15 protein-coding genes and 2 pseudogenes are annotated in these 21,307 nt (G+C 69.6%); 3 read left to right on the forward strand and 14 right to left on the reverse strand.

Annotation, left to right across the window (positions count from 1 at the left end; all coding sequences use genetic code 11):
* The 7 genes from ACFYW9_RS38820 to ACFYW9_RS38850 all read right to left on the reverse strand — a co-directional run.
* A partial coding sequence (locus ACFYW9_RS38820) for a sarcosine oxidase subunit delta (RefSeq protein ID WP_389159758.1) occupies positions 1-502 on the reverse strand: 502 nt, incomplete at its 3' end.
* An 11-nt stretch (positions 503-513) separates the two neighbouring features.
* The gene (locus ACFYW9_RS38825) at positions 514-1,746 is read right to left on the reverse strand and encodes a sarcosine oxidase subunit beta family protein (protein WP_389159759.1); all 1,233 of its coding nucleotides are present in this window, start codon (positions 1,744-1,746) and stop codon (positions 514-516) included.
* A gap of 216 nt (positions 1,747-1,962) precedes the next feature.
* Positions 1,963-4,401: an FAD-dependent oxidoreductase gene (locus ACFYW9_RS38830; protein WP_389159760.1), complete on the reverse strand. Its 2,439-nt coding sequence runs from the start codon at positions 4,399-4,401 to the stop codon at positions 1,963-1,965.
* A 217-nt stretch (positions 4,402-4,618) separates the two neighbouring features.
* A complete protein-coding gene (locus ACFYW9_RS38835; protein ID WP_389159761.1) occupies positions 4,619-5,587 on the reverse strand; it encodes an ABC transporter substrate-binding protein in 969 nt (322 codons plus the stop codon).
* Positions 5,588-5,600: 13 nt separating this feature from the next.
* Complete coding sequence (locus ACFYW9_RS38840) at positions 5,601-7,610, reverse strand: ABC transporter permease (protein WP_389159762.1); 2,010 nt, start codon at positions 7,608-7,610, stop codon at positions 5,601-5,603.
* Positions 7,610-8,698, reverse strand: a complete 1,089-nt coding sequence (locus ACFYW9_RS38845; RefSeq protein WP_389159763.1) for a glycine betaine/L-proline ABC transporter ATP-binding protein — start codon at positions 8,696-8,698, stop codon at positions 7,610-7,612. Before ACFYW9_RS38845 ends, ACFYW9_RS38840 begins: the two co-directional genes overlap by 1 nt.
* A 20-nt stretch (positions 8,699-8,718) precedes the next feature.
* Positions 8,719-10,188 (reverse strand): aldehyde dehydrogenase family protein, encoded by a 1,470-nt coding sequence (locus tag ACFYW9_RS38850; RefSeq protein ID WP_389159764.1) that lies wholly within the window; start codon positions 10,186-10,188, stop codon positions 8,719-8,721.
* Positions 10,189-10,297: 109 nt separating this feature from the next.
* Between ACFYW9_RS38850 and ACFYW9_RS38855 the strand changes: the two are divergent.
* A pseudogene (locus tag ACFYW9_RS38855) lies at positions 10,298-10,694 on the forward strand (hypothetical protein).
* A gap of 101 nt (positions 10,695-10,795) precedes the next feature.
* Here ACFYW9_RS38855 and ACFYW9_RS38860 read toward each other — a convergent pair.
* Together ACFYW9_RS38860 and betA are read right to left on the reverse strand one after the other, a co-directional pair.
* The gene (locus ACFYW9_RS38860; RefSeq protein ID WP_389159765.1) at positions 10,796-11,659 is read right to left on the reverse strand and encodes a 5,10-methylenetetrahydrofolate reductase; all 864 of its coding nucleotides are present in this window, start codon (positions 11,657-11,659) and stop codon (positions 10,796-10,798) included.
* A complete protein-coding gene (betA, locus tag ACFYW9_RS38865) occupies positions 11,646-13,304 on the reverse strand; it encodes a choline dehydrogenase (RefSeq protein ID WP_389159766.1) in 1,659 nt (552 codons plus the stop codon). The genes ACFYW9_RS38860 and betA overlap by 14 nt, the downstream gene beginning before the upstream one ends.
* Before the next feature lie 151 nt (positions 13,305-13,455).
* Here betA and ACFYW9_RS38870 point away from each other — a divergent pair, with 151 nt between their 5' ends.
* Positions 13,456-14,253, forward strand: coding sequence for an IclR family transcriptional regulator (locus tag ACFYW9_RS38870; protein ID WP_389159767.1), 798 nt, complete (start codon positions 13,456-13,458; stop codon positions 14,251-14,253).
* 9 nt (positions 14,254-14,262) lie between these two features.
* Here ACFYW9_RS38870 and ACFYW9_RS38875 read toward each other — a convergent pair whose 3' ends face one another.
* The 5 genes and pseudogenes from ACFYW9_RS38875 to ACFYW9_RS38895 all read right to left on the reverse strand — a co-directional run bounded on the left by ACFYW9_RS38875 (position 14,263) and on the right by ACFYW9_RS38895 (position 18,776).
* Positions 14,263-15,393 (reverse strand): aromatic ring-hydroxylating dioxygenase subunit alpha, encoded by a 1,131-nt coding sequence (locus tag ACFYW9_RS38875; RefSeq protein WP_389159768.1) that lies wholly within the window; start codon positions 15,391-15,393, stop codon positions 14,263-14,265.
* Positions 15,394-15,523: 130 nt separating this feature from the next.
* Entirely contained in the window at positions 15,524-16,726 is a 1,203-nt protein-coding gene (locus ACFYW9_RS38880) for an NAD(P)/FAD-dependent oxidoreductase (protein ID WP_389159769.1), read from the reverse strand.
* A complete protein-coding gene (locus ACFYW9_RS38885; protein WP_351863585.1) occupies positions 16,723-17,085 on the reverse strand; it encodes a bifunctional 3-phenylpropionate/cinnamic acid dioxygenase ferredoxin subunit in 363 nt (120 codons plus the stop codon). The genes ACFYW9_RS38880 and ACFYW9_RS38885 overlap by 4 nt, the downstream gene beginning before the upstream one ends.
* 214 nt (positions 17,086-17,299) lie before the next feature.
* Positions 17,300-17,814, reverse strand: a pseudogene (locus tag ACFYW9_RS38890) (MBL fold metallo-hydrolase); the annotation flags it as partial.
* A complete protein-coding gene (locus tag ACFYW9_RS38895; RefSeq protein WP_389159770.1) occupies positions 17,811-18,776 on the reverse strand; it encodes a 5'-nucleotidase in 966 nt (321 codons plus the stop codon). The pseudogene ACFYW9_RS38890 and the gene ACFYW9_RS38895, both read right to left, overlap by 4 nt.
* 307 nt (positions 18,777-19,083) lie before the next feature.
* On the opposite strand from ACFYW9_RS38895, the gene ACFYW9_RS38900 reads away from it, so the two are divergent.
* Complete coding sequence (locus ACFYW9_RS38900) at positions 19,084-21,042, forward strand: serine/threonine protein kinase (protein WP_389159771.1); 1,959 nt, start codon at positions 19,084-19,086, stop codon at positions 21,040-21,042.
* The last annotated feature ends 265 nt before the right edge of the window (positions 21,043-21,307 follow it).

The following is a 21,307-nucleotide window of genomic DNA, read 5'->3' on the forward strand; positions in this document are numbered from 1 at the left end:
TGTGTTTGGTCGGCCGGGCCTCCGCGCGCCCCCGCCGCGCCCGGCGCCCCCCGCCCCCCCCCCCCCCCCCCCCCCCCCCCTGGTACTCGGTGCCGCCTCCGCTCCCACCCGTCCCGTCCTGAAGGGGCTCCGTCCCCTTCACCGCCGTCGGTGGTGAAGGGGTCTTGTCCTCGGACTCCCCCGGAGGGGGTGCCCCCGGACAGGCCGAGCGCACCGGGCGGGGCCCGGGCGTCGCCGGGCGTTCCTCACCCGCCGGGTACACCGCCAGGATCTCGTTCGTGGCCGTGTCCCGTACCGCGTTGAACCACTTGCGGCAGCCCGCCGCGTGACTCCAGCGCTCGGCGAACGGGCCCTTCGGGTTGTCGCGGAAGAACAGATAGCGGGCCCACTCCTCGTCGGTGAGGGCCGAGGGATCCTGGGGGTAGGGCACGTGGGCCTGGCCGCCGTAGTGGAACTCGGCCTCGTCGCGGGGCCCGCACCACGGGCAGGGGATGAGCAGCATGATCGGGCTCCCTAGTGGGCCACCGCGGCGGCGCCGTGCTCGTCGACGAGCGCGCCGGTGGTGAAACGGTCGAGCGAGAAGGGGGCGTTGAGGGTGTGCGGGGTGTCGTGGGCGATGGTGTGGGCGTAGACCCAGCCCACGCCCGGCGTGGCCTTGAAGCCGCCCGTGCCCCAGCCGCAGTTGAGGTAGAGATGGTCGACGGGGCTGAGCCCGACGATCGGTGAGGCGTCGGGGCTGACGTCCACGATGCCGCCCCAGGTGCGCAGCACGTGGGCGCGGGCGAAGACCGGGAAGAGCTCGAGGGCCGCGGACATCTGCTCTTCGATGATGCGGAAGGCGCCGCGCTGGGTGTAGGAGTTGTACGCGTCGATGCCCGCGCCCATCACCAGCTCGCCCTTGTGGGCCTGGCTGACGTACACGTGGACCGCGTTGGACATGACGACCGTCGGGTGCACCGGCTCCAGCAGCTCCGACACGAGCGCCTGCAGCGGATGGCTCTGGACGGGGAGTTCGATGCCCGCCATGGCGGCGAGGACCGAGGTGTGGCCCGCCGAGCAGAGCGCGACCTTGCCCGCCGCGATGGGGCCGAGGTTCGTCCGGACACCGACCACGCGGTTGCCGACCAGCTCCAGGCCGGTGACCTCGCAGTTCTGGACGATGTCGATGCCGGCGGCGTCCGCCGAGCGGGCCAGGCCCCAGGCCACGTGGTCGTGCTTGGCGATGCCGGCGCGCGGCTGGTAGGTGGCGCCCAGGACCGGATAGCGCACGTCCGGCGAGATGTTGACGATCGGGCAGATTTCCTTGACGCCGTCCGCGTCGAGCCATTCCGCGTCCACGCCGTTGAGGCGGTTCGCCTCGACGCGGCGCACGCTGTCGCGGACGTCCTGGAGGCTGTGGGCGAGGTTCAGCACACCGCGCTGGGAGAAGAGGATCGGGTAGTCGAGCTCCTCCGCGAGTCCCTCCCACAGCTTGAGGGCGTGCTCGTAGATGCCGGCGCTCTCGTCCCACAGGTAGTTGGAGCGGATGATGGTGGTGTTGCGGGCCATGTTGCCGCCCGCCAGCCAGCCCTTCTCCAGCACGGCGACGTCGGTGATGCCGTGGTTCTTCGCCAGGTAGTGGGCGGTGGCGAGGCCGTGGCCGCCGCCGCCCACGATCACCACGTCGTACGAACGCTTCGGCTCGGGTGTGCGCCAGAGGAAATCCGGGTGGTCCGGGAGGTCGGCGCCTGGGGTGAGGGGGCTCATCGGGCGTCTCCGTCTTCTGGGAGGAACGGATGCAGCGGGTGCTCGGGGACCGTCACGTTCATACGGCGTTCGCGTTCCTCTCCGCGGCTTCGACGGCCGATCACGCATACCCGTGCTCCGGCGATCGGCGCGGCGGCGGTCGCCTTGCCGTCCGGCGGCTGAGCGGTCACCGGCAGTGCTCTTTGTCTCGGAGTCGACTTGTCTCGAAGTCGATGCTCAGCCACGGAGTCGGGACATGGTCGGGTCGAACAGCGGCTCCTCGGCGACGACCGCCTCGACGCGCCGGTCGAAGTAGCCGATGTGCACGGTGGTGCCGGGGGTGGCGAGTTCCGCCGGGAGCCAGGCGTACGCGATGCCCTTGCCGATCGTGTAGCCGTAAGCGGCACTGGTGACGTAGCCGGCGGCGCGGTCACCGTCGTACACCGGTTCCTTGCCCATGACGACGGACCGCGGGTCGTCGATGGTGAGGCAGGTCAGCTTGCGGCGGACGTCGGTCCTACGGCGCTCAAGGGCGGCTTTGCCGATGAAGTCGCCCTTGTCGAGCCTGACGGCGAAGCCCAGGCCGGCTTCGTAGGGGTCGTGCTCGTAGGTCATGTCGGTGCCGAAGGATCGGTAGCCCTTCTCCAGCCGGAGGCTGTTGAAGGCGCCGCGCCCGGCGATGACGCCGCCCAGCGGCTCGGCCGCCTGCCACAGGGTGTCCCACAGCTTCCGGCCCAGGTCGGCGGTGGTGTACAGCTCCCAGCCCAGCTCGCCGACGTAGGAGAGGCGCATCGCGGTGACGGGGACGGAGCCGATGTGGGCGCGCTTGGCGCGGAAGTACTTCAGGCCGTCGTTGGAGAAGTCCTCATCGGTGAGGGGCCCCAGGACCTTGCGTGCGAGCGGGCCCCACAGGCCGACGCAGCAGGTGCCCGGGGTGATGTCACGGACCTGGACCGTGCCGTCGGCGGGGAGGTGGCGGGTGAACCAGTCGAGGTCCAGGTTGCCATTGGCGCCGACCTGGAAGAGGTCGCGGGCCAGCCGGGCGACGGTGACATCGCTGCGGATACCGCCGTCGTGGTCCAGAAGCAGGGTGTACGTGACGGAGCCGACGGACTTGTCGACCTTGCCGGTGGACAACCCCTCCAGGAAGGCGGCGGCACCGGGACCTGTGACCTCGAGGCGCTTGAGGGCCGTCATGTCGTACATCGCGACGCTCTCGCGGGTGGCCTGCGCCTCGGCGCCGACGATCGGGGACCAGGAGCGCGCGGCCCAGTCGTTCGGGGTCGGGATGGAACGGCCCTCCAGCAGGGTCGCGTTGGCCTCGTACCACTGGGGGCGCTCCCAGCCGTTCGCCTCCAGGAAGAAGGCGCCCAGCTCCTGCTGGCGGGCGTGGAAGGGGCTCGTGCGGATCGGGCGCGGGTCCCCGGACGGCTGGAGCGGGTGGAGGATGTCGTAGACCTCGACGAAGTTCCGGCAGCCGCGGGCCAGGACGTACTCGGGGGCGAGCTGGTGCGGTTCGAAACGGTTGACGTCGCACTCGTGCAGGTCGAAGGACGAGCAGTGGCCGTCGACCAGCCATTCGGCCATGGCCCGGCCGACACCGGCGGAGTGGGTGACCCAGACGGCCTCGGCGACCCAGAAGCCCTTGACGTCCGGGGACTCGCCGAGGAGCGGCTGGCCGTCGGTGGTGAAGGAGAACAGGCCGTTGATGCCCTCCTCGATCTTGGCCTCGCGCGTCGCGGGGAGCAGGGACCGGGTCTCGGTCCAGGCGTCCTCGAAGTCGTCCTCGGTGAACTTCAGGACCGACGGCATCTCGTCGGCCTCGTCCACGGACAGGATGTCGTCGACACGGACGGGCATCGGGCGGTGACCGTAGGAGCCGATGCCGATGCCGTCGAAGCGGTCGCGGTAGTAGAGGTCGGCGTCCTGGTGGCGCAGGATCGGGCGCACCGCCTCCTCGGTCTGGCCCGCGAGCGCCGGTACCGGGCCGGTCCAGGCGAGTTGGTGGCCGAGCGGGGTGAGCGGGAGGTTCATGCCGACCATGCGGGCGATCCTCGGGCCCCAGATACCGGCGCAGCACACGACGAGGTCGGCGGGGATCTCCCCCTGGTCGGTGAGGACTCCGGTGACGCGGCCCTCGCTCTGCCGGACGTCGAGGACCTCGTGGCGGGCGAGGAAGCGTACGCCGCGCCCGGTGGCCCGGCGGATCTGCGCCTCCACCGCGAGGACGGCCTTGGCGAGGCCGTCGGTCGGGACGAGGAGGCCGCCGAGGACCTTGTCCGGGTTGACGAGCGAGTGCTGCTCGACGCACTCCTCGGGGCTCAGCATCCGGGCCTCGATACCCCAGGCGGTGATCCAGCCGTGGCGGCGGTGCAGCTCGGCGACGCGCTCGGGGGTGGTCGCCACTTCGAGGCCGCCGACCTGCAGGAAGCAGGGCTCGCCGTCGACGTCGAGGGAACAGAACTTCTCGACCGTGTAGCGGGCCAACTCGGTCATGGTCTTGGAAGAGTTCGTCTGGAAGACCAGGCCCGGGGCGTGCGACGACGATCCCCCGGTGGCCGGCAGCGGGCCCTGGTCGACCACGGTCACCTCGGTCCAGCCGCGCGCGGAGATCTCGTCGGCGAGGGCCGCTCCCACGACGCCTGCTCCGATGATCACCACTCGGGGTCCCGCCATCGCCGCACCTCCGAAATCAAAACCGTCGAGTTGCCGCCTGCGCAACACAGTTCAGGTTGCGCAACTCAATGTGCCCGCCGCGGGGATGGGGTGTCAAGGGGGCCGTGACGTCGGAGAACAGGCCGAAACACCGCCCGGAACACGGCAATGCCCGGCGGGCGGCGCGCACCTGCACGCACCGCCCGCCGGGCATGTCCGACCGGCCTGTGGCCTCGGCCTACTTGATCCAGGCGTCCACCTTGTCCTTGTTGGCGTCCACCCACTTCTTCGCCGCCGCCTCGGCGGACAGCTTGTCCTGGGCGATGTACTTGGCGACCGTGTTCTGGTCCTCGTTCGTCCAGTTGAAGTTCTTCACCAGGCCGTAGGCGGGGCTGCCCGACTTGGCGAACTTCGAGCTGACGATCTTGTCCAGGTCATAGACGGGATAGTCGCAGGCGACCTTCTCCGCGACGGCGTCACAGCCGGTCGTGTACTTCGGCAGGGAGACCTTCTTCAGCGGCACCTCGGACAGGAACCACTGCGGCTCGTAGAAGTAGCCGATCACCCACTTCTTGTTCTTCTCGGCGTCCCGGAAGGACTGGATGAGCGCGGTCTCGCTGCCCGCGTACACCACCTTGAAGTCCAGCTTCAGGTTCTTCACCAGGGCCGCGTCGTTCGTGACGTACGACGGGTCGCCGTCGAGGAGCTGTCCCTTGCCGCCCGACTCGGACGTCTTGAACTTCGACGCGTACTTGTTCAGGTTCTTGTGGTCGAGGATGTCGGGGTGCGCCTTGGCCAGCCACGGCGGCACGTACCAGCCGATGATGCCCTTGTTGCCGGTCTCGCCTGCCTCGACGGCGGTCTTCTGCTGGGTGATGTACTTCTTCTTCAGGTCGTCGTGGCCCCAGTTCTCCAGGACGGCGTCGACCTCGCCGGTGCCGAAGCCCTGCCAGGAGATCTCTTCCTTCAGGTTCTTCTTGTCGACCTTGCAGCCGAGGTTGTGCTCGGCGACGTACGCGACGACCGCCGCGTCGGCCTCGTAGCCCACCCAGGGGTTGACCGCGAGGTTGAACGTGCCGCACTTGCCCGAGCTGCCCGTGCTGTTCGAACCCGAGGAGGAGTCGCCGACCTTCGCCCCGCCGCACGCGGTGAGGGTGAGGCCGAGGACGGCCAGGCCGGCCGCGCCGGCTCGCCAGTGTCTTGCCATGGTGTCGTGCTCCTTAAGTGGCCGCGCGACGCGCCGCTGCCTGAGTGATCCGGTCGAACATGACTCCGAGCAGGACGATGGCGAACCCCGCCGCCAGCCCCTTGCCGTACAGCTCTCCCTGCGAGAATCCGGCCACGACGTCGTAGCCGAGGGCCCCTGCTCCCACCAGGCCGCCCACGACGACCATCGACAGCACGTAGATCAGGCCCTGGTTGGTCGCGAGCGTCAGGGCACTGCGCGACATCGGCAGTTGAACCTTGGTGATGATCTGCCAGGTGTTGCACCCGGCGGAGGTGGCCGCCTCCACGGTGGTCTCGGGCACGGCCCGGATCCCGTCGGCGATGATCTTCATGGCGACCGGCGCGCCGTAGACGATCGCGGCGACGATGGCCGTGAAGCGGGTGGCACCGAACAGCGCGAGGAACGGCACGAGATAGACGAACGGCGGCATGACCTGGGCCGCGTCCAGGGTGGGCCGGATCAGCCGGTCCACGAGCGTGCTGCGCCCCATCCACACGCCGAAGACGATGCCGAGCACCATCACCAGCACCGTGGCGACGAGCGTCGAGGCCAGCGTCGTCATGCCGTCCGACCACACACCCGTACCGACCAGCAGGCCCACGCACACGGCCGTGGTGACCCCGGTCTTCCAGCTGCCGAACAGCACGCCCAGTGCGACCAGCACCGTGCCGACGAGCCACCACGGGGAGTCGGTGAGCAGCGTCTGGAACGGGTTGAGCAGGCCGTTGGTGACGGCGTCGCGGAAGGCGTTGGTCAGACCCGACAGGTTGTCCTGCGCCCAGTTGGCCGCGGTGTCCGCCGCACTCGCGATGTGGTGGCCGATCGTGCCGTCGCCGGGGAAGTCCGCCGCCCACAGATAGGTGTGCGACAGGTGGACCAGGACCGCCGTGACCACGGCGCCCGCGCCCAGCAGTGGCCGCCGCCACTTCACGAAGCGGTTCCTGGAACGCCGCGCGCTCTCCTCGCGGGCGCCGGCCGCGGTCGTGACCCGGTCCAGGACGATCGCCATGACCACGATGGCGAGACCCGCGTTGAAGGCCGTGCCGACGTCGAGCGACTGCAGTGCCTGGAGGACGTTCACGCCGAGACCCGGCGCGTTGATCAGGGCCGCGACGGTCACCATGGCCAAGGCGGCCATGATGGTCTGGTTGACACCCATCACCACGGTCCGCCTGGACATCGGCAGCAGGACTTTGAGCAGGGACTGACGGCGGGTGGCGCCCAGGGACTCGGCCGCCTCGACGGCCGTCCTCGGCACGTTGCGGATGGCGTGCGCGGTGATGCGGATCGTCGGCGGGGCCGCGTAGATCACGGTGGCGATGGTGGCGGACGCTCCGCCGATGAGGAAGAACAGGGTCAGCGGTGCCAGGTAGACGAAGGCCGGCATCGTCTGCATGAAGTCCAGGAAGGGCGTCATGATCCGGTTGAACCGGTCCGACAGTCCGGCCCACACCCCGAGCGGGATCGCGAACAGCAGGGCCACGAACACCGCGGAGAGGGTCAGGGCGAGGGTGTCCATGCTCTCCTGCCACAACCCCTGCAGCCCGAAGAAGGTGAAGCCCGCCACGGCCAGCAGCGCGACCCGCCAGTTCCCCACGGCCCAGGAGACGTACCCGGCGATGCCGACGACGCCGAGCCAGCCGACCTGCGGGACCGGGCGGGCCCCGGACGGCTGGGAGATCAGGTGCTGGACGAAGGTCACCAGGTTGTCGATGACCAGCCGGATCTCGTTGAAGAAGTACAGGAAGAGCGGGTTGGAGTTGCGATCGGCGCCGATGGAGTCGTTGAAGTCGTTGATCCACCGGTGCAGACCGGTCAGATCCGCCGCCGCCAGCGGCAGGGTCTGCTTTCCGCGCAGGACGGCGAACAGCACCAGCCAGACGACGATGATCGCGCCGATCACCATGGGCCGGCTGACCTTGCGCGCGCCCTCGGCGGGCGCGGTCGGCTCCACGGCCTCTGCTTCTCCGGGTTTCCGGGATTTCTCGACGGCGACGGTCATCACGCGCCGCCTTCCTGCCCGGCGACCACCGCGAGGATCTCCTCGTCGCCGACGATGCCGAGCAGCTTGCCGTTCTCGACGACCTTGACGGGCTTGTCGGCCGTGAGCACCGTCCGGGTGGCCTCCTTCACCACGACGTCCGGGCCCAGCTCGGGGCCGTCCAGTTCGTCGCCGTCCTCCCGCGCGCGCATGATCCAGCGCAGGGTGAGTACGTCGCCGCGCGGCACGTCCTTGACGAACTCGCGTACGTAGTCGTCGGCGGGGGCGCCGACCAGCTCGTCACCGGTGCCGCACTGGACCGTTCTGCCGTCGCGCAGGATGAGGATGCGGTCACCCAGCTTGAGCGCCTCGGAGAGGTCGTGGGTGATGAACACCATCGTCTTGCCGACCTCGTGGTGCAGCCGGATGACCTCGTTCTGCATGTCCCGGCGGATCAGCGGGTCGAGAGCCGAGAACGGTTCGTCGAAGAGGAGTACGTCCGGGTCGCCGGCCAGCGCCCGGGCAAGTCCGACGCGCTGCTGCATACCGCCGGAGAGCTGGTCGGGGTAGGAGTTCTCGTAGCCGGAGAGGCCGACCAGTTCGACGACCTCGAGCGCCCGCCTGGTCCGCTCGGCCTTGCTCATGCCGCGGATCTCCAGGCCGAACGACACGTTGTCGACGACCCTTCGGTGCGGCAGCAGCCCGAAGTGCTGGAAGACCATGGAGAACTTGCGGCGGCGCAGTTCGCGCAGGCGCTTGTCGTCCGCGTCGCGGATGTCCTCGCCCTCGAAGACGATCTCCCCCGCGGTGGGTTCGATCAGCCGGGTCAGACATCGCACCAAGGTGGACTTCCCGGAGCCGGACAGGCCCATGACGACGAAGACCTCGCCGGGCGAGACCTCGAAGCTCACATCGCGTACGGCAGCGGTGCATCCGGTGCGGTCCATCAGCTCGCGACGGGTGAGCCCGCACAGCTCCTCGGAGTTCGGTACCTGGTCCGCCTTCGGCCCGAACACCTTCCACAGCTTGCGCACGGATATGACCGGAGTGGGGGCCGAGTCCTGGGGCGTGGCGCGCCGCTGCGGCACCTCAGCCTGTGCTGGGGTCACGATCGACCTCTCTTCGGCGTTCAGCCGCGGAACCAGTGCTGCGGCCGGGGTCGGATGTTCTGCCAGATGTGCTTGGGCTCTCGGTACTCGTCAAGACCGGTCGGTCCCAGCTCCCTGCCCACGCCCGAGTGCCCGAAGCCACCCCATTCCGCTTGCGGCACGTAGGGGTGGTAGTCGTTGATCCACACCGTGCCGTGGCGCAGTCGCCGGGCGACCCGCTGGGCCTTCCCGGCGTCCTGGGTCCAGACGGCTCCGGCGAGTCCGTACTCGGTGTCGTTGGCGATGCGTACGGCGTCGTCCTCGTCGGTGAAGCGCTCGACGGTCAGCACGGGTCCGAAGGACTCCTCGTGCACCACCCGCATGTCCTGGGTGCACGCGTCGAGCACGGTCGGCGGGTAGTAGTAACCGTCCGCGAGGGCGGGATCGCCCGGCCGTTCGCCGCCGCAGCGCAGTACGGCACCCTCCGCGAGGCCGGCCGCGACATACGCCTCGACCTTCTCCCGGTGCCGCGCGGAGATCAGCGCGCCGGTCTCGGCCTCGGGGTCGAAGGGCCCGCCCAGCCGGATCCGCCGGGCGCGACGGACGACCTCGTCGACCAGGGCGTCATGGACCGAGTCCTCGACGATCAGCCGGGCGCCTGCCGAGCAGACCTGGCCCGAGTGCAGGAAGACGGCCGTGAGGGCGAAGTCGACGGCCGTCTCGAAGTCGGCGTCGGCGAAGATCACGTTGGGGTTCTTGCCGCCGAGCTCCAGCGCGACCTTCTTCACGGTCGCGGCGGCGGTGGCCATGATGCGCTTGCCGGTCTCCAGGCCTCCGGTGAAGGAGACCATGTCGACGGCCGGGTCCTCGCAGAGCGGTGCGCCCGCCTCGGGGCCCGTGCCCAGGACGAGATTGGCGGCGCCGGCCGGGAGCCCGGCCTCCTCCAGTGCCCGCATCAGCAGGATCGAGGTGGAGGGGGTGAGCTCACTGGGCTTGAGGACGATCGTGTTGCCCGCGAGAAGCGCCGGGACGACCTTCCAACCGGCCTGCAGCAGAGGGTAGTTCCAAGGGGTGATGAGCCCGCACACGCCGATCGGTTCGTACACGACACGGCTGACGGCGTCATCACGACCGGTGTCGATCACCCGGCCGGCGTCCGTGCCGGCGATCCCGCCGTAGTAGCGAAAGCAGGAGACGACGTCGGCGACGTCGTACTCGCTCTCCACCAGCCGCTTGCCGGTGTCCAGCGACTCGGCGCGGGCGAACTCCTTGGCGTCGCGCTCGACGAGGTCGGCGGTGCGCAGCAGCAGCGCACCGCGCTCCCGCTCGGGAGTGTGCGGCCAGGGACCTTCGTCGAAGGCCCGGCGGGCCGCCGCGATAGCCGCCTCGGTATCGGGACGCGTCGCCTCGGACACGATCGCGGCAAGCGCACCGTCAGCGGGACAGCGGATCTCCCGGCGCCCACCGGCCACCGCGTCGCGCCATTCCCCAGCCACGTACAGGTCTGCCACTCGCCAAGCCCTTCAGCTGTTACGGCGTTGCGCATCGTGCATTCAATTGCTTGTGGTGGAACACCATGGCGAACGCCACAGACCTACGTCAAGGGGTTGGCGGATGACGATTTCGCAAGGGCCCATCGCCCCAACTCTCTTGACCGATGGCCCGATCCAGCCCCACCAAGTCGTCAGGAACTCGGGAAACGTCCTGGAGAGCCGGCAACTCGACGATCGGCTCCAGGGCCGTTTCTTCATGAGGGTTCACTTCGACGTCTCCGACCCTGACGCAAACGCGAAAACTCTGCGTTACCGATTCGACCCTGTCGCCGAAGCCGAGGCGCGCCTGCTGGAGCTGGTCCACAACCTGGAGATCGGCCTCGCGGTGCCGGCCCGCTACCGACCCCGGGGACCTGGTCACGGTCGGACGGGACGTGGAGACACAGGCACTCGCGCACGCGGTGAAGTGGCACAGCAAGAACCGCGTCATGGTGGACGGCAACCGCACGGTGGTCTTCCGCTGAGCACTGCGGCATGAGGGGGCGGGGCCGGATTCCGGCCCCGCCACCGTCGTATACGAACCCGGGCGTCCTCCTGGAGGAGGTGACCCGCTCCGGAGATCGGTTCAGTCGCTCAACCGGTCCAGCAGCGCGCGGCGCCACCGTTCGGTCTCGGCGATCTGGTTGAACGTGAACACGTGCAGGCCCGCCACCCCGGCCGAGGGCGCGGTCAGCGCCTTCCCACCGCGGGCGAGCAGCCGGTCGGGCGAGTAGCCGCCCGGGGTCGCGAACCGCAGGAACCACGAGGCGTGCTCGGTGAGGAAGCGCGTCGACTCCCCCACCCCGATCTTCGTCGCCAGGGCCAGCAGCTTCGCCCGCTGCACGGGTCCCGCCACGCCCACGTGGACGGGCAGGACGACGCCGCGACGCTGTATGCGGCCGACCCAGTCACCCAGCACGCGCGGATCGAAGCAGAGGTTGCTCACGATGTACGTGGCGTGCGCGCGCTTGTCCCACATGGCCTGGATGGTCAGGTCGTCGTGGATGAGCGGATGGCTCTCCGGATAACCGGTGATGCCGACGCGCGCGAACGGGCTGCCCCGCTCGCTCAGCCTGCGCAGCACGGGTAGCGCCCCGTCGAAGGCCCCGGCCGGAGGATCGGCGTCGCCGGCCGGGACGAAGACGTCGTCGACACCCGCCTCCCGGAGCCGGTCGACGACCTCCTTCAGATGCGCGTCGTCCCGCAGCAGCCGCGCGGGCACGTGCGGGACGACGCGGTATCCGTGCGCCGCCAGCCGGCCGACGAGGCCGAGCGTCGGCTCCAGGCCCTTGACCGGCGACGCCGTCACGGTGACGACGACGTCGCGCGGTACATGGGCGAGGACCTTGTCCTCGGTCGTCCTCGCGGGGAGCACCTCGTAGCGGACACTCGACAGCAGTGCCCGGAATCCTGTGGCGTCCGACGTCCGCCCGGCCCTACTTCCGGGCATCCCGGTACCGGTAGTAGGCGGCCTTGGAGGCGGGCAGCGGCTCCTTGCCGAGGATGAGGTCGGCCGCCTTCTCCGCGATCATCATCACCGGCGCGTAGATGTTGCCGTTGGTGACGTAGGGCATCACCGACGCGTCGACGACGCGCAGCCCCTCCACGCCGTGCACACGCATGCTGGTGGGGTCGACGACGGACATCTCGTCGGTGCCCATCTTGCAGGTGCAGGAAGGATGCAGGGCGGTCTCGCCCTCCTTGGCGACCCAGGCGAGGATCTCCTCGTCGCTCGCCACGGCCGGTCCTGGTGAGATCTCGCCGTCGTTGTACGGGGCCAGGGCCGGCCGGTTGAGGAGCTCGCGGGCGACCCGGATCGACTCGACCCACTCGCGGCGGTCCTGCTCGGTGGACAGGTAGTTGAAGCGCAGCGCCGGGTGCTCCTGCGGGTCCTTGCTCTTGATCTTCACCGAGCCGATGGCGTCGGAGTACATGGGCCCCACGTGCACTTGGTAGCCGTGGCCGCCGGCCGGCGAGGAGCCGTCGTAGCGGACCGCGACCGGCAGGAAGTGGAACATCAGGTTGGGGTAGTCCACGTCCTCGTTGCTGCGGGCGAAGCCGCCGGCCTCGAAGTGGTTGGTCGCGGCAGGGCCCTTGCGGAAGAGCCACTGCAGGGCGATGAAGGGCGCGCGCCACTTCGCCATGTACGGCTGCACGGAGACGGGCTGCTTGCAGGCGTACTGGATGTACACCTCCAGGTGGTCCTGCATGTTCTCGCCGACGCCCGGAAGGTCGTGGACGACGTCGATGCCCAGGGCGGACAGTTCGGCGGCGTTGCCGACTCCGGAGAGCTGGAGCAGCTGCGGGGAGTTGATCGCGCCGCCGCAGAGGATGACCTCGCGGGCGCGCACCTGTTGGACCTTGCCGCGGCGCCGGTACTCGACACCGACGGCCTTCTTGCCCTCGAAGAGGACGCGGGTGACCAGGGCCCGGGTGGTGACGGTGAGGTTGGGCCGCTTCTTCACGGGCTTGAGGTACGCCTTCGAGGCCGACAGCCGGCGGCCGCGGCTGACGTTGCGGTCGAACTGCGCGAAACCTTCCTGCCGGTAGCCGTTGACGTCGTCGGTGGGGGCGTGACCCGCCTCCTGGGTGGCCTTGAGGAAGGCGCCGAACAGCGGGTTCGTGGCGGGGCCGCGCTCAAGGACGAGGGGACCGTCGTGACCGCGGAACTCGTCGTCGGGTTCGGCCGCGAGACAGTTCTCCATCCGCTTGAAGTACGGCAGACAGTGCGCGTAGTCCCAGGACTCCATGCCGGCCTCGGCCGCCCAGCGCTCGTAGTCCATGGGGTTGCCACGCTGGAAGATCATGCCGTTGATACTGCTGGAACCGCCCAGCACCTTGCCGCGCGCGTGATAGATGCGTCGGCCGCCCATGTGCGGCTCGGGTTCCGACTCGTACTTCCAGTCGTAGAACCGGCTGCCGATCGGATACGTCAGCGCCGCGGGCATGTGGATGAAGACGTCCCACGGGTAGTCGGGGCGGCCCGCCTCCAGGACCAGCACCTGGTTGCCCGGGTCGGCGGAGAGCCGGTTCGCCAGTGCGCTGCCGGCGGATCCACCGCCGACGATGACGAAGTCGTATTGCAAGGGAGCCATGGTGCCTCGTCTCGCTCGCGCCGTAGATACGCGGGGCATGCTAGTACGAGTCCCGCCATACGCACCAGGTTGCGAGCAACGCAACTTGTGAGGTCCGCGTTTCCGCGCCGTTACTTGCGCCGCTGTTGTTTACTACGCGTATAGTTTCGCTATGAGCAACTACAGTCCAGACATTGAAACGACAGGTCCGCAGTCCGGCGGAGTGCAGTCCGTCGACCGCGCCATCAGCGTGCTGGAGATCCTGGCCCAGCGCGGCGAGGCCGGCGTCAGCGAGGTGGCCGCCGAGATCGATGTCCACAAGTCGACCGCGTTCCGGCTGCTCGGCGCCCTGGAGGCGCGTGGCCTGGTGGAGCAGGCGGGCGAGCGCGGCAAGTACCGCCTCGGCTTCGGCATCGTACGTCTGGCCGGCGCGGTCACGGGGCGCATCGACATCACCCAGCAGGGCCGCCAGGTCTGCGAGCGGCTCGCCGAGGAGATCGGTGAGACCGTCAACATCGCCGTGATGCAGGAGCGCTACGCGATCAACCTCTACCAGGTACGCGGCCCGGGGGCCGTCACCGCGCACAACTGGGTCGGCCAGCTGACCCCGTTGCACGCCACCTCCAGCGGCAAGGTCCTGCTGGCGCATCTGCCCGCCAAGGAGCGCACCGCGCTGCTGGCCGAGGCCGGCCTGAAGAAGGTGACCCCGCACACCCTGACCTCGAAGACGAAGCTGGAGAAGAACCTCGCCGAGGCCCGGGAGCGCGGCTACGCCTGGACCCTGGAGGAGCTGGAGGTCGGGCTCCACGCCATGGCCGCGCCGGTGCGCGACCGCGACGGCGAGGTCATCGCGGCACTCAGTGCCTCCGGACCCGCGTACCGGTTCACCGAGGAGCGCCTGCACGAACTCGCTCCGGTGCTGGTCAAGGGCGCGGAGGAGATCAGCCACCGGATGGGCTACCTGGGCTGACCCGCCCCACTACGGCCGGGCAGTGCCGAGGCGCTCGTTCACCCAGTCGTGGAAGGCGCCGATGTGGTGTTCGCTGGGCACCAGCACCCCACCCTTGGCGTACATCCGGGAGCTCATCCCGGGCTGCGTGCGCTCGCACGCGTCGAAGTCCTGGCGGTTGACCCGGTCGAAGAGCTCCACGGACCGGCTGACGTCCTTGCCGCTCTCGACGACGTGCGGAAGGTAGAGCCAGTCGCACTCGACGATCGTGCGGTCGACGGCCATCGGGTACATCCGGTGGAAGATCACGTGATCGGGGACGAGGTTGACGAAGACCTGCGGTTTGACGGTGATCGCGTAGTAGCGGCGGTCCTGGTCGTCGGACACGCCGGGTATGCGGTCCAGGCCCTCGGAGCCGTCGACGGTGAAGCCCTGGACCTCCTCGCCGAACTCGGCACCGTGGCCGACGTAGTACTGAGCGGCGTAGCCGTCGGCGAACTCGGGGAGCACCTCGGTGAGTTCGGGGTGGATCGTGGCGCAGTGGTAGCACTCCATGAAGTTCTCGACGATGAGCTTCCAGTTCGCCTTGACGTCGTAGACGATCCGCTTGCCGACCGCGAGGTTGTCGATGTCGTAGTGCTCGATCGACTCCACGTCACCGAGCCGGCCGACGACCTCGCCGATGACGTCGTCCTCGAAGGAGGGCGGGTTCTCCGCCAGGCAGACCCAGACGTAGCCGAGCCATTCGCGGGTGGTCACGCCGACCAGGCCGAACTCCGTGCGGCCGACGTCGGGCATCTTCATGAGGTTGGGCGCCGCGACGAGCTTGCCGTTCAAGTCGTAGGTCCAGGCGTGGTACGGGCACTGGAAAGCCCGCTTGACCTCACCGGACTCCTCCGTGCAGAGCTTGGCACCGCGGTGCCGGCAGACGTTGAAGAAGGCGCGTACGGAGTTGTCCCGCGCTCGCGTCACCAGGATGCTCTCGCGGCCCACCTCCACGGTCCGGAAGGCACCGGGCTTCGCCAGCTCCGAGGAACGCACGGCGCAGAACCACATCGTTTCGAAGATGCGCTCCTGCTCCTGGGCGAAGATCCCCGGATCCGTGTAGGAGGAGCCGGGGAGGGTGGCGATCAGGCTGTCCGGCAGGCTGGTCGAGGTCACGGTGCACTCCTCGGGAAACGTCGCGGAGGGGCCATTCACGCGCCAGGAGGAAAGACTCCGGGCGGTGTTGTATATGGAGCAATACTGCGCACCATGCGCAACCGCAGCATGAAAGGACTCGAGGGCAGTGTCAAGAGCTCGCGGCGGCGAGCTGCTTGCGCCGGCGGGTGAACAACCGAGGCTGGTTCATCCCGAGCACGGCGACCGGAACTCCGGCACGCCGGTAGACGGCCAGGACGTCACGGTCGTCCGCGGCACCCGCCTCGATGGTCACGCTGTCGGCGGCCGCCGCGTGACCGGCGAACTGGATCCTCACGCCGTACTGGTCGGACCAGAAGTACGGCGGCCGGGGCACGCCCGGTTCCACCGCACCGCCCGCCAGCAGTGTGGCGATGGCGGCATCGGGACGCTCGCGCGCACCGGTCCAGTGCTCGACGCGACGATGGGCGCCCGCGCGCGGGTCGTACCAGTTGGCGCAGTCGCCGACCGCGACCACGCCGGCCAGGCTGGTGCGGCCGTCGGAACCGCACTTGACGCCGTTGTCGAGGTCGACGCCGGATCCGTCCAGCCACTCGACGCACGGACGCGCGCCGACGCCGACGACGACGATGTCGGCGGGGATGCTGCGGCCGTCCTCCAGCAGGACGGCGTCCACCCTCCCCCGGACTCCGTCCGGGGGGACCCCCGTCTCGCTTCGCTCGTCCCCGCTCAGCCCCTTGACCTCCACGCCGCACAACAGCCTTACGCCGTGGTCCACATGGAGGGCGGAGACGATGCCGCCCATTCGCGCGCCGAGGGGTCCGGCCAGCGGCGTCGGGGCCGCCTCGACGACCGTCGCGTCCAGCCCGAGGGTGTACGCGGTGGAGGCGACCTCCGCACCGATGAAGCCGCCACCGATCACCACCAGCCGTCCGCCCCGGGCCAGTTCGTCCCGCAGGGCGCGGGCGTCGTCCAGGGTACGCAGGGTGTGCACTCCGGCCAGGCCTTCGGACCCCGGCAGAGTGCGCGCCGCGGCACCGGTCGCGATGACGATGCCGTCGGCGCGGACCTCCCGCCCGTCGGCGAGCCGGACGGCGCGCTCGGTGCGGTCGAGCCCGGTGGCACGAGCGCCGAGCAGCCACTCCGCCCGCAGGTCCTCGCCGTCCGTCTCCAGCGAGAGATCCGCCTCACCCAGGGTGCCGGCCAGGAACTCCTTGGACAGCGGAGGCCTGTCGTACGGGCGGTGGAGTTCGTCACCGATGACGACCAGCCGCCCGTCATAGCCCTGTCTCCGCAGCGAGCGCGCCGCCGACAGACCGGCCAGCGAGGCGCCGACCACGGCGACGGTCCTCACCCGGAACCCCCGGCGAGCCGGGCTGCGCCACAGGGCGGCAGGTTGGGGGCGGCTGCGGACAACCGGACGTGGATCACGCCGTCCTCGACGACGACCTCGTGCGTCCGGACCGGGAGCCTGGCCGGCGGAGAGTCGACCGCGCCGGTCCTCAGGTCGAACTTCGAAGCGTGCAGCGGGCATTCCACCTCGCAGCCCTCCAGCCAGCCGTCGGCGAGCGAGGCGTCCTGGTGGGTACAGGTGTCGTCGATGGCGAACAGTTCGCCGTCCTCGGTGTGGAAGACCGAGACCGGCGGATCGATGTCGAGCCGGTGAGCCTCGCCTCGCGGCAGATCCGCGAGACGGCACGCGGGAATCATCATGACACCTCGGTGCGTATAGCGAAACGAATTGCGGTAAGCGCAACAATAGTTTGAGGTCGGCCAGAACCCTTGTCAAGGCGTCCACAGGGCACTCCGAGGCGTCCCTCACGGTGCGCAACACGGAACTCGATCCATAGGGAACAACAACAGCCCGCCATATCGGCTCGCGACGGACGCGAGCCGGGAGCGGGCGGTCGAGGGGTGCGATCGGGCGTCAGAAACCGCGCCCGACCCACTCCTTGAGGTGTGGGGCCCCGGCGGCGACGGTGGTCCTTCCTCCGTGTCCGATGTGCACGACGGTGTCACCCGGCAGTTTCAGCAGCCGGTTCCGGATCGACTCGATGACGGTCGGGAAGTGGCTGTACGACCGCCCCGTCGCACCCGGCCCACCGGCGAACAGGGTGTCGCCGCCGAAGAGGGCGGTCAGGGCCGGTGCGTACGGGTGGACCGCGCCGGACGCATGGCCCGGCGTATGCGGCACGGCCGGCTCGATGCCGGCCACCGTGAGGCCTTGGCCGTCGGCCGGTTCGACGTCCGGCGCCTTGTCGGGGTGGGTCTGCTTCCACGGCGGCAGGTCGTCCGGGTGGAGCAGGATCGGGGCACCGGCGCACTCCGCGAGCGCGGGCGCGGCGTCGATGACGATCACCTCACGGTCGTCGCCGACGATCCACACACGTTGCTGTCGACGTCCCGGCTGCCGCCGCCCGGGGAGAACGTTGTGCTTGCTAAGTCACCGGGTGGTCCGGTTCGTTGATCTTCCCGAAGGGGATGTGCACGCTGGGCGTGCTGCGGGCGGTGCCGGTCAGGTGGCCGACCTGGTCGTCGAAGAAGATGTGGGGCTTGAGAACCTCCATGATCGTGCTCTTGTCTATGCCGCCGAGGAAGAAGGCGTCGTTGACGGCCACACCCCAGTCCTTCAGGCTGCGCACCGGGCGTTCGTGAGCGGGTGCGTTGCGGGCGGTGACGAGGGAGACGTGGACGCGGATCTTGTAGTCGGCGTCTTGTGCCCGTTGTTCTTCCTCACGCCGCTGGAGCCGGTTGACGCCCGCGAGGAAGTCACGCAGGGGACCCGGGTCGTGCGGGGTGGCGGCGTTCGCCGATTCGTGGAAGCGGAAGTCCTCGATGCCGCCGGCCTGGTAGACCTGCTCCGAGGCGTCGTCGGCGAGGACTCCGTCGAAGTCGAAGGCGATCCGCAGGTCCTGGTCATCGTCCTCGTCGGCCACCGCCGGGCCGAGCACGCGGCCGGCGGGCAGCCCGAGCGCGACGGCCTCGCGGACGTCGTCCTCGTTCGCGGACAGGAACAGGGACATGTTCAGGGCGGGCATGAAGTGGTAGGGCGAGCGGCCCTGCATGAAGACGGCCCGGCTGATGGGCAGTTCGTGGGACTGGATGGACCGCATGACCCGCAACCCGGTGTCGGGATCATTGCGGGACAGGATGATGACCTCGACCAGAGGGTCATCGGGTGAGAGGTCGTTCAGGGACAGCAGTCTGCGGATGAAAGGGAAGGCCGCTCCTTTGTCCAGCGTGTCGTCCAGGTGCTCCTCCTGGTAGGCGCGGTAGGCCTCCTCTCCCTGATCGCGGAAGACGGCATCCGCCTCCGCCAGGTCGAACAGTGCGCTGGAGGCGATACCGACGACCAGGCGGTTCCTGAGTTCGTAGACGGCCACGTCGTACCCCCCGGCACTCATTCACCCATACGTCCCGATCATGTTAAATCACCGCGCTCTGTGAAGGCCGCTGCCGCCGGCGGCGCGGAGGCTGTGGTGATCGACCCTGCTGGGTGCGGGCGGGCGGAGGCAGGGGTTGCCGGGAGAATCCGGTGCCGCAGGACCGTGGCAGTCGGCTGGATTCCGGCCTTCCGCATCTCGCCGGGGCGGGCAGTCGACGCGCCGGCGTTTCCTCACCAGGGGCAGGGCTGTCGCCTGGAATCGCGGCATGGGAAGGTTACGGACCTGACCAGCACGGCCTGTTCCATCTTGTTTCCGGGAGTCCTCGTTGCCCACGCGTGTCCACCCCGCACGGCCTGGTGACCCGGCCCGGATAGGCCCTTACCGGATCATCGGGCGACTCGGCTCGGGCGGCATGGGCACGGTCCACGCGGCCCTGGATCCCGATGGGCGGCGGGTCGCCGTCAAACTCATCCATCCCGCGCAGGCCGACGACGACGAGTTCCGCGCCCGGTTCAGGCGGGAAGTCGAGGTGACCCGGCGGGTCGCCGGTCCCTGTCTGGTGCCGCTGCTCGCGGCCGACACCGATGCCGCCGCCCCGTGGCTTGCCACCGAATACGTCCCCGGCCCCACCCTCGGACGGCACATCACCGTCGACGGCCCGCTCGGCGGAGCCCGGCTGTACGCTCTCGCGGCCGGAACCGCGGCCGCACTGGCAGCCGTTCACTCGGCCGGTGTGGCCCACCGCGACGTCAAGCCGGCCAATGTCATCCTCTCTCCCTCCGGACCCCGGGTACTGGACTTCGGCATCGCCCACGCCCTGGACGGCACCTCGGTGACCCGCACCGGCGTCATGACCGGCACCACCGGCTGGATCAGCCCCGAGGCCTACCGCACCGGGATCACGGGCCCCGCCGGCGACGTCTTCGCCTGGGGAGCCCTGATCGCCTACGCGGCCACCGGACGTCTGCCCTTCGGCACCGGAGCTCCCGACGCAGTCGCCTACCGCGTGATATCGGGCGAGCCCGACACCACGGGCATGCCCGACGACCTCCTGGCACTCGTGACGTCCGCACTGGCGAAAGCACCCGCCGACCGTCCCTCCGCCGCGATGCTCGCAGAAAAGTGCACGGCGCTGCTCTCCACCCAGACAACCCAGGCTCTGCACCCGGCCACGGACATCCTCACCGCCGTGAACGACCTGGTGACAGCCCAGTGGGACATGCCCGCCCTGGACGACCCGGCCTGGCGGGCTTCCGCCGGACGACGCAAGGGCCGTGGCCGTACGATCGCCGTGGTCGTCGGAGCCGCCGCCCTGAGCGGGGCGCTTGTGGGCGCTCTTCTCTTCCAGACGGGCGACAACCCCGGGACGAAGAGTTCCACGGACGACCCTGCCCTCCCCGGCCCGACCGCAGACGCGACGAACAGCGCACGGAGCGCGGCCCGGAGCCACAGCCCCGCCGGTACGGCAACGGACGATCCGGGCGAGGCGTCCCTCACCGCGTGGAAGGAATCGCGGTCGGCCAGGACCCCTGCCGAGAACGACGCCTTCGGGGCGATGGGGACGGGGGCCTGGCTGGATCCCGTCGCCTATCCCGACTTCAACCGTGCCATCACCTTCCACAGGCGAAGAGGGGAGGTGTACGTCGCGGCGAGCGGCCAGAAGCTATCCCGGGTGGCGGTGCAAGAAGTCGCCTCGACGGTGTGCCTGGGCCTGCGGGACCTCGCCAAGTCCTACCCCGACTTCCCCTACGACGACTACATCGTCGTGGACACCGCCCGTGAGGAAGGCCCGAGCATTGTGTGGGAGGACGACTTCCGCACCAACACCTCCTGCGACACATCGGTCCAGAACCGGCGCACTCCCGCCGCCGGACAGGACTCGGATTGGCAGCCCACCGAGTCCGGCCTGGAGCAGGCGCGCATCCCCAGCACGGACAAGGACGAGATCCGCGTCGCCGGACAGACGGTCGACAGCATCATCTCCGAGTGGCAGGGCAACTCCCGCATCATCAGCGATCCCAACTGGCTCGACAACGGCAACATGTCCATCGGCTTCGCCCGCGACGAGGCCGTGATGTACGTATGGGCCGACAAGCCCGCATGGGATGAGGCGACACGAGACCGGTGGGCCGCGCTCGCAGCCGACACGGCCTGCCAGGCGGTCCTCACGGAATCCCAGGCCCGCGAGGAATGGCGCTACGCGCAGTACGCGGTCACCGTCGTCGACGATGCGGGATCCAGCAGGTTCCTGCGCTGGGGCTCTGCCGGTAGCTGCGCGGCGTAGCCCGCCCCCGCGGTCCGCGGCAGGAGCAGCGGGCGGGCTCCCGGACGGCTGGAGGACCTCCCTCAAGCGTCCATCCGACGTCGGGCTCGCGCGGAACAGCGTCAACCGGGAAGATCAGGGCGGGCGGTTGGCCGTGGCAGCCCGCTGTGCACAGCCGAAGGCGTCGGGACCCTTCGGCCTTCGGCGGCAACACCATCGAGACGGGCACCGACTCCCTGCCGCCTCGCCGCCACCCGAGCACGCGCCGGACAACAGACACTCGCCC

Origin of the sequence: Streptomyces sp. NPDC002698 (assembly GCF_042888945.1) — a bacterium.
Lineage (GTDB): Bacteria > Actinomycetota > Actinomycetes > Streptomycetales > Streptomycetaceae > Streptomyces.